Source organism: Sinomicrobium kalidii (genome assembly GCF_021183825.1).
Classification (GTDB): Bacteria; Bacteroidota; Bacteroidia; order Flavobacteriales; family Flavobacteriaceae; genus Sinomicrobium; species Sinomicrobium kalidii.
The window spans coordinates 3,415,532-3,427,251 of record NZ_CP089211.1; the positions used below are offsets into that span (position 1 = coordinate 3,415,532).

Annotated in this window: 6 protein-coding genes; all 6 read right to left on the bottom strand. The window is 48.7% G+C overall.

The window, feature by feature from the left end; genetic code table 11:
- Positions 1 to 295: 295 nt before the first annotated feature.
- Positions 296 to 2,377 carry a TonB-dependent receptor family protein gene (locus tag LS482_RS13795; protein ID WP_233028099.1) on the bottom strand — a complete coding sequence of 694 codons (2,082 nt, stop codon included), beginning with the start codon at positions 2,375 to 2,377 and terminating at the stop codon, positions 296 to 298.
- A 137-nt stretch (positions 2,378 to 2,514) separates the two neighbouring features.
- A complete protein-coding gene (locus LS482_RS13800; protein ID WP_233028100.1) occupies positions 2,515 to 4,032 on the bottom strand; it encodes a RagB/SusD family nutrient uptake outer membrane protein in 1,518 nt (505 codons plus the stop codon).
- Between the two features lie 10 nt (positions 4,033 to 4,042).
- Positions 4,043 to 7,126 (bottom strand): SusC/RagA family TonB-linked outer membrane protein, encoded by a 3,084-nt coding sequence (locus LS482_RS13805; protein ID WP_233028101.1) that lies wholly within the window; start codon positions 7,124 to 7,126, stop codon positions 4,043 to 4,045.
- 332 nt (positions 7,127 to 7,458) lie between these two features.
- Entirely contained in the window at positions 7,459 to 8,895 is a 1,437-nt protein-coding gene (locus tag LS482_RS13810) for an alpha-amylase (protein WP_233028102.1), read from the bottom strand.
- A 102-nt stretch (positions 8,896 to 8,997) separates the two neighbouring features.
- The gene (locus LS482_RS13815; protein ID WP_233028103.1) at positions 8,998 to 10,062 is read right to left on the bottom strand and encodes a SusE domain-containing protein; all 1,065 of its coding nucleotides are present in this window, start codon (positions 10,060 to 10,062) and stop codon (positions 8,998 to 9,000) included.
- 73 nt (positions 10,063 to 10,135) lie between these two features.
- Complete coding sequence (locus LS482_RS13820) at positions 10,136 to 11,710, bottom strand: RagB/SusD family nutrient uptake outer membrane protein (RefSeq protein ID WP_233028104.1); 1,575 nt, start codon at positions 11,708 to 11,710, stop codon at positions 10,136 to 10,138.
- Positions 11,711 to 11,720 lie beyond the last annotated feature (10 nt).

Below are 11,720 nucleotides of genomic sequence, written 5' to 3' on the forward strand. Positions count from 1 at the left end.
GAACAGGCACAGTTATGGAAATCTATCCCTGTATGTTACTGCCCCGGTATATATTGTAACCGTTGGTGTTGTTCTAACAAAAATAGGTAAATTCTTTTGTTTTTAATAATTGAAGTTTTTACCCCGCGGGACAAACGCATCATATACACAACATCCGGTGATGTGTCCCCCGGCTTCGCTCGGAAACCGGAAACCTTGAACCTTGAACCTTGAACTTTGAACCTTGAACTTTGAATTTTGAACCATTTATAATTTTACAATACGTTTGCCCTGTTTTACCGCGGATTTTTTCGGCTTACAACAGGTACCGCAGGTGTATGCCCCCGTAAAAGTTACGGGGAAGGCCCGGATAGTAAAAACGCGGTTCGGTGTTTCCGAACCCCACCGCATTGATCAGAACGGAGGGGGCGTAGGTTTTATCGGTGATATTATTGATGCCGGCGGAGGCTTCGAAAACGAATTTCTTCAGTATTTCCTTTTTATAACCGGCCTTGACATTTATAACATCATAGGCCTTGCTGCGAACGGTACTGGCATCCGTGAGCGGTATTTTTCCGATGTGCCGGTAATTGGTGTAAAAGAACAACCCGTTCCGGTGTATGATCCGGATCCCCGCGTTGGTCTTGTTATCGGGAACGCCGGTGAGGCTGTTCCCCGAGTAGTCATTGTCCCCATCGATGAAGCGGACAAAGCGGTGATCGTTTACCGAGGTGTTGACAAAGGGGATGACAGCCAGATTACGGGCTGCAGGTATGTGATACTCGGCGGTGAACTCTAAGCCCTTGTGTTCCGTTTTACCGGCATTCCTGCCGATATACTGGTCTTCGCCTACGCGTTGTGCTACCAGCAGGTTGCTCACTTCCATCAGATAGGCCGCCCCGGAAAGGCGCAGGTGGTTATGAAGCAGCCCGAGTTTAAAGCCGATCTCGTAATGCATCCCTTTTTCGGGGCCGAGATCCGGGTTGATGACTCCTTCGGGAGTGAGGGTTTCCTCGGTTCCCGGAAAAGAGAAGCCCCTGCTTATGTTGGCAAAGAACCGCATGTTCTCCTCCGGGAGGTAATCTATGTTCAGCGAGGGGGCGAGGATAGGGTCGAACCGCCGGGAAGCACTGGTGTTGTTTTCCCCGGTGTTGTAATGGTCTATGAAATTATATGAAGTAAAGTTGGCATTCAGTCCCACCTGTGCTTTTAATCCGGTGGCCAGAGGTAACGTCAGGGAGGTGAAAAGGTGTAACTGGTTTCGATATTCCTTGTTATCACTGAGTTGTTCTCCCTCCAGGCTTCCCCGGCCGTCGTTTTCTTCGTAAAGGTTTTCGATGGTCTGCCAGTTATAGATATCTTTATAGACTTCTGTCCCGAGCCGGAGGATTGCTTTCTCATTCCTGAAAGAGAAATCCTGACGAAAGGTGCTCCGTATGCCGTAACCGTTGGTGAAACCGGTGAGGATATTAAAGGGGCGCGGCTCATAATGATCGGTATAGGTGTAGAAAATCCTGGTGGTATTTTGCAGTCCGGGGGTGAAACGGTGAGTGTAACTCAGTCCGGCCAGGGTGGATTTGCTGTTTTTATATCCTTTTGCTTCAAGCCAGTTGGAAGCGGCCTGTTTCGGGTCTTCTTCCATGGCGGTTTGGCTTATGGAACTCGGGATCCGGGCATTATAATTGATCTGGTTGAAAAGAAGGTCCAGCGTATTTTTTTTATCGATACGGTAGGATAGGTTCAGTAATGCGGCATTACGGCGGTAAGTACTGTTTTCACGGTACCCGTCGGTTTCCAGGTGTTCGTGGTTAAAGTTGACGGAAAGTTGTTTTCCGGCGTAGGTGGCGTTAGTGGTGTTTTTTAACAACCCGTAGGAACCCACAGTTAAACTGTTCCGGAGGTATGATTCCGAAGGGACGGTAGACCGCAGCAAAAGCGCACCTCCCAGGCTGGTGCCGTAGGAAGTGGCCTTGGGGCCTTCAATAACTTCTATCTGTGCTATGCTTTCGGGGTCATAGATTTCTATAGCGGTTTCGCCCATACCGTTGGTAACGGGTATACCGTCCAGGTAAGCCCGGACCTTATTGCTCCCGTAAGGTGTCCGGGCGCCTATACCTCTTATGGTGATCCTGTTGACATTCATCCCGCCGGAGAGCATATATACCCCGGGGATCCGGTTTACGGCCTGAATAAGGTCTGCGGGGCTGTATTGCTCCAGTTGCTGCCGTGTAGTTGCGGATACCGGGAGGATAAGCGAACTGTCCCGTTGAATTGCGGAAAGGGAATCGGAACTCACGACGACTTCTTCCAGGATGGTGGTTTGTTTATCCTGTGCCCGGGAAAAACAGAGGAACAGCAATACGATCAGGAAGATATAGAGGGATTTTGACTTTTTCATCCGGGGTTTTACGGATAAAAATAGTAAAATAATCGAACTCCGTAGCATATAAAAAAAGAGACTGCCCCGAAAAGCAGTCCCTCCTTAATTCAAAATAAATAAAATATAAAGTACAAACAGTCCTGGATAAGGTTCGGTTAATATCCCGGGTTTTGAACCAGGTTGGGATTGGAGACCAGCGCGGTTGCCGGAATGGGATAGAGTACCCTGAAATCTTCGGTATTCTCCTTGAATTCCCATTGCCCGGTATAAGCACCGAAACGGATCATGTCGTTTCTTCGCCATCCTTCGTTATACATTTCTCTTCCTCTTTCGTCGAGGAGGGTCTCCAGGTCTACGGATGACAAGGCAGAAGCTCCTCTCAGGGTTCTCAATTCATTTACCAGTGCCGTTGCGTCTTCTCCGGAAGAACCGCCTCTTAAAATGGCTTCTGCCTTCATCAGATGAGCATCTGCATATCGGAAAATGATCATTCCCGTGGTATAGGCTCCGTTATCCGGATGGTATTTTAACACTCTTATTCCCGTCCTTTCGTTATTCCCTACCAGTGCAGGAAAATCTTTTGTAAATACGAGAGGGTTCCCGGCCCGGTCGTTGAGGGGAGCGCCGAGGGAGTCGTATTGCTGGCCTACGAGGAATCCGTATCCTATGCCCTGAGCGGGTACATACCCCCGCCTTTCTTCCTGGCCGGCTCCTTCTTCATTGGTGTCTCCCGGACCTTCGAAAAGAGCGTAAAACTCGGCAAGGGTAGCAAAGCCGTTCCATCCTCCGCTGGCATTATCGCTAACTATCTGATGATAATGCAAACCGTTCCACATCCTGGTTTCTACGGAAGCATCTGTGTGCCATATGGTTTCGTTGTCCGGGTCGTTCTTGAAAATATCAAAGAATCCCTCCTGCAGGTCGAATCCGTCGTTTTTAATGGCATCGACAGCCTGGATGACCATGGTCATATCTGCCGCATCGGGGCTTTCCGTCCCTTTGTAGATGTGCTTGTTGAGGTACAGTTTGGCCAGCAGGAAATTGGCTGCAGCTTTCGAGGCCTTAATGGTTTCTGCTCCGGGTGAGCGTGCCGGAAGATCGGGAAGGGCTTCGTTGAGGTCATTGATGATAAAGTCAAAGGCTTCACCGGAAGTCATTACCCTCGGGTCTACTTCCACGCCTTCATCTGCTTCACGGAAAGGGACCTGTCCGTAGAGGTCCATAACGTGAAACATGCTGAACGCTCTCAGGAATTTGCCTTCGGCAACTTGCTGGGTGCTGGGCTGGGATTGGGGGGCCAGGAGTTGGTTGATCCTGAAAATATTCGAGTTTAACCTGTTCCACGTGCTCAGGACGTCACGGTGTGTAGGGTCCCAGGTATGTTCGTGCAAAACTCTCCATACCCCGTTGTCTCCCCAGTCGGTACCCCTGGTAGGGACCAGCATTTCATCCGTAGATACTTCGGAAAGTGCGTATAATGCCTCCTGGGTATTGAATGTGTTTCGGATATCGGTATACGCAGATTCTAACGTTTCACTGGGATTCACACCTCCGAAACCTTCGTCGGTATCCGGGATCACGATCGAATCTTTTTCTTCCACATCGAGATCGGTACAGGAAAAGGCGAGGATTATAAAGCCAAAGGTGAAAATGTGTTTAGTTATATTTTTCATAATATGCTTTTTAGAATGATGCGTTTAACCCTAATGTAAATGTCCTTGGCCTGGGGTATGACGTATAATCTATGCCCAGGGAAGGGACACCGTCCAGTTCTTTATTTACGTTTACTTCAGGGTCCAGACCGGAGTAATCGGTTATAACAAACAAATTCTGGGCGTTCACGTACAATCTGAACGATTTGAACACCGTGGAATTTTCGGCGAACTTGAAATTATGTCCCAGGGTGATGTTCTGTAACCTGAGAAAATCCCCTTTTTCGAGGAACCTTGTGGATACATCCGCAGCGTTTAGGTTAGATTCTTCGCTGTTAAGGATATCGCGGGTAACATTTCTCGCATTTCCGATAGCACCGGCGGTAAAAAAGGCGTTTCTGGTATTATTATAGATATAGTGCCCGAACTGACCGGAAAAGAATGCCGATAAGTCCCAGTTCTTATATCTGAAGTTAGTGGAGATCCCCAGATTGTACTTGGGAAGCGCACTTTTACCTACAAATTTCTGAAGATCGCCTCCTTCGTAAGTGGCCAGCCCGTTTTCGTCATAACCGGTAAATTCACGGAGAAAATAGGAAAACAGCGGCTGTCCGTCCTGGATCCTCTGGGCAAAAGCCCCGGTGAGTCCCTGTCCGTTAATTCCGCCTGTGTCCACGGTGCCGTCAAAATCTTCAACCACATTGTCGTTATATGAGAGGTTGGTCCCGAAGTCCCACGTAAAGTCTTCGGTTTCTATAACGCCGTAATTCAGGGTGATTTCAAATCCTTTGTTGATCACATTGGCATCGAGGTTCCTGTATACGAATTCCTGCGGGGCGGGTTGGGCCGACATGATCTGCATCAGGAGGTCCGTAGTGTTTTTTCGGTAAAAATCAATGGAACCGCTGAAACGGTTGTCCCACAGTCCGAAGTCAAGACCTACATTAAATTGCTGGGTTTGTTCCCATTTCAGGTCGGGGTTGGCAAAAGCCACATTGTCCAGTCCGGGTTCCTGTACTTCTCCGCTGTCATTAATGCTGATGTCTCCATATCGTTGCCGGGTCTGATAACGGTTGTGCGGAATCTCCTGATTTCCGGTGATACCATAGCCCAGCCTTAATTTCAGATTGTAGAATACCTCGGGGATAAATTCCTCATCGGAGAGTATCCATGCAAAAGCTCCTGAAGGAAAGTACCCGTATTTGTTGTTTCCACCGAATTTGGAGGAACCGTCCGCCCTCAGGGTAGCGGTAAACAGGTAACGTTCATTCAGCGTATAGTTTAGTCGCCCAAAGAATGACTGGAGTTCATCGGTATAGCTGTACCAGTCGGATACGGCGGACCTTGCCGGAGCGTCGGTCACCGAGATATCTTCCGAGGTCGGTTCGGGAAAAAGGCGGGTTACAAAAGCGCCGTTTGTACCGTATCCGTATTGCTGGTATGCGCCGGTAATGGAGTTTCTTACAATACCATCCGTAGCTTTTAAATCGTCAATGATACCATCCATGTTCGTATCTGCGAAGCCCCAGCCCTGGTAATCTCTTCCTTCGTTTTTAAACTCCTGATAGGAATACCCCAGTAAAGCCGTTAATTTTGAACTTTCGAATTCCTTTTTATAATTGAAGAGCACTTCGAGCAACTGGCTGCTGGTTTCAATTTCGGAAATAAAGGCACGTCCGTTTTCATACACTCCCGAACCCATGAATAACAGGGGGGAGAGCACGCCTTCGCGATCTGAGGAAGAATTGTCAAAACCAGTGTTTACTTTTACATTGAATTCGTCTGTAAAATCGTATTCGGCAGACAAGTTGATAAGACTTCTGTTTGTCTTTGCGTTGTCCCGATAGTACTCCAATATGGCCAGCGGATTTAAATTGGAGGTGGAAAACTGGAATTCCGGATCGGCGGGCCATGTGGGGTTGGCAGCATATGAGGCTCCCAAAAGGTCTCCTTCGAACCCGGCATTATCGGTGATCAGCGGAGCTTCGTCATTTACCCGGGATAATGTGATCTGTGCTCCGAGTTTGAGTTTGTCATTGAGGAGCCGCTGATTGAAATTAAGCCTTCCGTTAAGGCGTTCCATGGAAGAATTCTTTATAATACCCTCCTGATCGGAATAACTCAGTGAAACCCTGTAGTTTCCGGTGCTGTACCCGTTTGCGTAGGATAAATTGTGGGTATGGGAAAAAGAGGTCCTTGATATCTGGTCCTGCCAGTCGGTATTGGAACCTTTATCCTGCTCCTCAACATTTCCCCCGAATTGATCTATACCCTGTAAAAACTGTTCTCTGTTCAGCAGGTCGTATTCGTTTGCTGCACTGGCAACACTTGCTGTGGTGGAATATTCCAGTACGCCCTGTTTGCCTCTTCCGCTTTTGGTGGTGATGATAACCACACCATTGGCTCCCCTGGAACCGTAGATCGCTGTTGCAGATGCATCCTTAAGAACATCAATGCTCGCAATGTCGCTGGGATTTATAAAGTTTAACGGGTTCTTGGATGAAGAAGTCCCCCGGCCGATATCGGCTCCGCCCGAAGAGGTTTCATCTCCCGCCAGTGGTATGCCGTCAACAACGAACAAGGGGTTGTTGTTACTCCTCACTGAGGAAGTACCGCGGATACGGATGTTAATTCCGGCCCCGGGCTCACCGCTGGAGGAAGTGATCTGTACCCCCGCGCTTTTACCTTGTATCAGTTCTTCGGGAGAGGCTATGACCCCTTTATTGAAGTCTTCGGCTTTTACGGAGACCACAGAACCGGTAGCATCTCTACGGGTGGTTTCTCCATACCCTATAATAACCACTTCGTCCAGGGCCTGTGCATCTTCCTCCATTACCACATTAATTGCGGACCTTCCGTCCACTGCGATTTCCCGGGTCTTAAATCCAACGTAGCTGAACACCAGTACGGCGTCTTCCGAAACATCCTCCAGGGTGAAGTTTCCGTCAAAGTCGGACTGTGTCCCGTTAGTGGTGCCCTTTACCAGGATATTGGCCCCGGGCAGTGGTCCCAGGGCATCGGAAACCGTTCCGGATACCGTGGTCTGCGCCTGAACAGTGCCATATGTGAATATGGCAAAAATAAGGGCCAGATTTTTAAATAAATGGATTTTCATAAATAGTAGTTTTTGATGTGTTTGAGTTGGCTAATGTTAAAACTCAAGTTAAATTTATGTGAAATTTTTATCACCGCCATGCATGCTCATCACGAAAACGTTGTAGTGTTGATAACTTTAGTTAATTTAACATATATTCAATTTGAAAGAGATTGTATGGTTATATGTATAAAAAATACACTTATAAATTTAATTATAGTCAAAAAATTAACTTATTAAATATATTGATTTTTTCGTAAAAAACGGATGGTGTATTATGGAAATGTTACTTTATTAAAAATTAAAAAGGGATTATTGTTAATATTTTAACTTTTTTATTGAATTAAAAATAGTTAGTCGGCGGCGATGGACCAGATGGCAAAACTTTTTGCAGGAGCTTCTACGGTAACCTGTCCTTCATTGTCGGTGAGGAGCCAGGCATTTGTATTCCCGGAATAATCCACAAGGGTTTTGTTTTTCCAATCGGAAGGTACCGTTCTTTGCCGGTTGCTGCTGCTTATGTTCATATATAAAATGAGCCCGGGATTGCCGTCATCTCCGTTCCGAAGCATGATGTATTCTTCGGCGCTGCTGTACAATACTTCTATAGCGCCGGTAGCAATACTGTTGTGGATGCGTATAAGGGCTTTTAGCCGGGTTTTATAACTGTTGTTTTCATAATCGCTGTAAAAAATGGTCGGGTAACCGTTGTGGGTGAGGATATAGGCATAAGCTAACATTTTTCGGGCTGTACTGATATTGTTCTCCGGGTTTTCGTCCTTTTCCGTATCGTGATTGGCCACAAAAGTTACGGCCTTGTCCGGATGGGTTTTCCACAGCATATCTTCTTCCAGGATGGTAAGGTCGCTGTTTCGGTCCAGGGCCTCGTCCAGTTTGTAGAAACAGGCAAAATCGAAAGCGGCAGAACCCGAAGCCTCTGTCCATTCCACGAGATTGGGGACATGTCCGTCCCAGTACTCTCCCACTGAAAATCCGCCGGTCTCATCATTCCAGGCTTTGACCACCCAGGGGCCGTAACCCTTTACATAGTCGAAACGCCAGCCGTCGAATTTCATAACGTTCTTGTAATATTTTGCTACGGAATTTTCTCCTTTCCAGAGCCATTCCTGTACCCGGACCTGGTGATGACACAGGTCCTGCTCTTCGAAAAAAAGGGCTTCCTCATCATGTTCGTGTATGCTGTTGGGATGGAAATCTTCATAATTCCGGTTGAATTTTCCGGAGGCATTACCGTGCTCTTCGTCAAAAAGGGTATGGGTATTCTTATTCCGGTGCGGGTTGAATTCCTCCCCACCGCCCGAATTGTGGTTGAGTACGATATCGGCAATGACTTCCAGTCCGTTGTCATGAGCCTTGCCGATGAGTGTTTCCAGTTGTTTCCGCGTACCGAAACGCGTGGGTACGGTACCGTGCTGGTCGAATTCCCCGAAATCAAAATAATCGGAAGGGTCATATCCCATTGAAAAGCCGCCCGACTGTCCCTTGGTAGCTACGGGAAGCCATATGCGGTCTATGCCGGATGCGGCCCAGTCTTCTATTTTACCGGAAAGGGTGTTCCACCATTCGAACCGGGGTTCGACATCCCAGTAGAAGGCCTGCATCATTACCCGTTTTCCGTTGTCATATTCGGAAAGGTCGGCTTTTTCGGGCAGGGATTCCGGAGGTTCCACGGTATAGTTGCTACCGTTATCGTCAGTGCAAGCGGTTAATATTGTAATAAAAAGAAACGGGATGATACGGATTCTGAAGAATTGGTGTGGTGTTCTCATAATATCTGGTTTTTTAGCAGGTATGGTATGTGGAAAAGAAACGGAATGCATGACGGACAGTCATTTACATTCCGTTTTTCTGTTGGAAAAGCAACTAACCGGTTAATTGGCCGTTACCGTGTAGGTATATGCGCCCGGAGTGCTCAGATCGAGGGTTATGGTGTAGTTGCCCCCGGAAGCTATGGCAATATTTGTTCCGCCTTGTTCGAGTGAACCATCGGCATTGTCGTCGCCATAATCAAGGTCCCAGCTGTCATTGGCACGGAACTTCAATTCTCCTGCCTGGAGATCGGTGGTTATTTTCCAGGTCTTGCTGTCCTCATCATAGGTCATGTCCACATCATTTTCCCAGGTATTCCCGGGTATGGCATCCCCGATCACGGCCCAGTCGGTATCCAGGAGGGTATAGGTCAGTGTTTCGGTATTTACCTGTATCCTGTAATAGCCGGCCGGGGCAGACAGGTTCGGCCCGTCATTGAGCAGCAATGTGCCCGATCCGCCGTCGCCGTATTCTCCATTCCCCCATTCGGGTGCGGCGGTGAATTTATATTCTGCATCACCGGCAAAGTACACATAGCCTTCGAATTCCGTTGCGGAGGAAGCCGACGATATGAGTTGAGGCGCTTCGGCGGGACTCCAGTCACCACCGTAACCACCTGCTGCCTGGAAACCGCCGGGAACCCAAAGATAGGATGGTCCGGGAGCTTCTGTACTGTAGGGAGTGACATTGATATCGATAGCTTCCGAGGTCAGGTTTTCAAAATCATCGTTAACCGAAGCCGTGACCCTTAGCTGTAATGTAGCGGTTTCTTCCGGGGAGAGTCCCAGTGCAAGCGCTGTGTTGTTGAGGTGTTCGACACTCACTTCGAGTTGTGTGGCTGTGGTTTCCCCGAGGATTTCGGGAGACTGGAAATCGTTACCCGTAAGGTCGGCCTGCAAACTGTAGTTGACTTGTGTGGGGACATTGAAATTGGCCTTGTTCCATACAAAACGGTCTGCCTGCTCCGCAGCATTTTCTTCGGTGAGGGTATAACTGTTTCCCGAGGTCGGTGCCGTAATTACGGGCGCATCGCTGGCAATAATTACGGGGCTGTCATCATCTTCTGAACATGCCCATAACAATCCGGAGGAAAGCACAAGGGCCGCTATAATATTCGGTGTTTTCATTTTAATGTGTTTTCAGGTTAGTACTACGGGGTTTTGGGATGCAGGCAAAACCCGGCATCCCGATCCCGTATATTTAATATCCCGGGTTTTGTACCAGGTTGGTGTTTACACTCAGGTCGGTGAGCGGTATGGGGAGTAATGTGCGGAACGATTCTACACCGGAACCGTTCAGGCTGCCGCCTTTCCAGGGCCACAGGTATTCACTGCCTGTAAACTTCCCGAAGCGGATAAGGTCGGTCCTGCGGTGTCCTTCCCAATAGAGTTCCCTCCCTCTTTCGTCAAGGATAAAATCCAGTGTCAGTTCCGAGGAAGTGATGTTCCCGGAAGTATCTCCGTAGGCGCGTTCCCTCAATTGGTTTACAAGGTTTGCTGCGGTAGACGGGTCTCCACCGTTACCTCCCCTCACTACAGCTTCGGCATACATCAGGTAGGCATCTGCCAGTCGGAACAGGGGATAGTCGGTATCTACGAATTCCCCGCTGGTATCGGAACCGATCTCCCCGGCGGAGGTAAGGTTTTTGTATTTGGCAATGGCATAACCGTTATTGAATGCCGTGTAATCGGTGTTTTCCCTTATGTGTCCTTCGGTATGCAAGAGGGCACGTCCGTCTTTATTCGTGTCCAGGTCACCGAAAAGGTCGGCAAATGCCGAAGTGGTCCGGTTGCCTTCCCAGCCCCCGTTTACGCCGTAATCTGCGGGGTCCATGGTGGAATTGCTGATCCCGGCATGGATGATATAGGTGGTGCCGCCGTAAGACTGGCTGTAAAGTCCGTCGGAAGCCAGCGGGAGAATGATCTCGCCGGAGTTGTCGTTATCCGCCAGGAAAAGGTCCTGGTAGTTGGATTCGAGTGTGTAACCGCCTTCGTTGATGATTTTGTTCAGGTAAGTCAGTGCTTCCGTATACCGGGGCTCACCGATATATACTTCGGCGTTCAGGTAGAGCTTGGCCAGAAGCATCCATGCGGCTACCCGGTCTGCCCGTGCGTATTCGTTGGACCGCGGTGCTTTCATAAGCGGGGCAATTTCCAGCAGTTCGCTTTCCACATAGTCAAACAGTTCTTCCCGGGTATATCTCGGCGGTTCGAAATTCCCTACGGGATCGTCTTCGGTAACAAAAGGTACGTTGCCGAACATGTCAATGGCATGCCAGTACGCCAGCGCCCTCAGAAAACGGGCTTCGTTCCTGAAGTCGGTGATCTCTTCTTTTTCGGCGCCTTCGGTTTCCCGGAGAAAATTGTTGACCATCGCAATTTCCAGGTAAATGCGGTCGTACAGTATCCGGACAAAGTTGTTTCCCGCGGTCCAGTTGAGCTGGTTCAGGGCGTCCAGTCCGCCGTCTCCCCAGCGGTTCAGGCCTTCGTCTGTGGTTAACACCTGGAAATTCCAGTAATTCCTGATGTAGGAAGAGGCCCCGGCATCGGGGGCTACCACATCGGTCTGCCCGGTTGTTTCCTGCCCGGTGAGAATAAAGGCGCTGTATATTTTGGCCAGCATCCCTTTATAGGCATCGGGATCGTTTTCCAGGATATTGTCGATAGTCTGTTCTACACGCGGTTCAGTATCCAGGTCATTGGTGCAGGAGTAGAAGAGGACCGTAAAAAGCCCGATTAATCCTGCATGTATAGAGTTGAACTTTATTTTTTTCATGTCAAATCGC

What these genes read in the sequence shown, in the direction of transcription:
- LS482_RS13795 (WP_233028099.1), bottom strand. Translation starts at nt 2,377, where the DNA reads ATGAAAAAGTCAAAATCCCTCTATATCTTCCTGATCGTATTGCTGTTC.
- LS482_RS13820 (WP_233028104.1), bottom strand. Translation starts at nt 11,710, where the DNA reads ATGAAAAAAATAAAGTTCAACTCTATACATGCAGGATTAATCGGGCTT.
- LS482_RS13805 (WP_233028101.1), bottom strand. Translation starts at nt 7,126, where the DNA reads ATGAAAATCCATTTATTTAAAAATCTGGCCCTTATTTTTGCCATATTC.
- LS482_RS13815 (WP_233028103.1), bottom strand. Translation starts at nt 10,062, where the DNA reads ATGAAAACACCGAATATTATAGCGGCCCTTGTGCTTTCCTCCGGATTG.
- LS482_RS13800 (WP_233028100.1), bottom strand. Translation starts at nt 4,032, where the DNA reads ATGAAAAATATAACTAAACACATTTTCACCTTTGGCTTTATAATCCTC.
- LS482_RS13810 (WP_233028102.1), bottom strand. Translation starts at nt 8,895, where the DNA reads ATGAGAACACCACACCAATTCTTCAGAATCCGTATCATCCCGTTTCTT.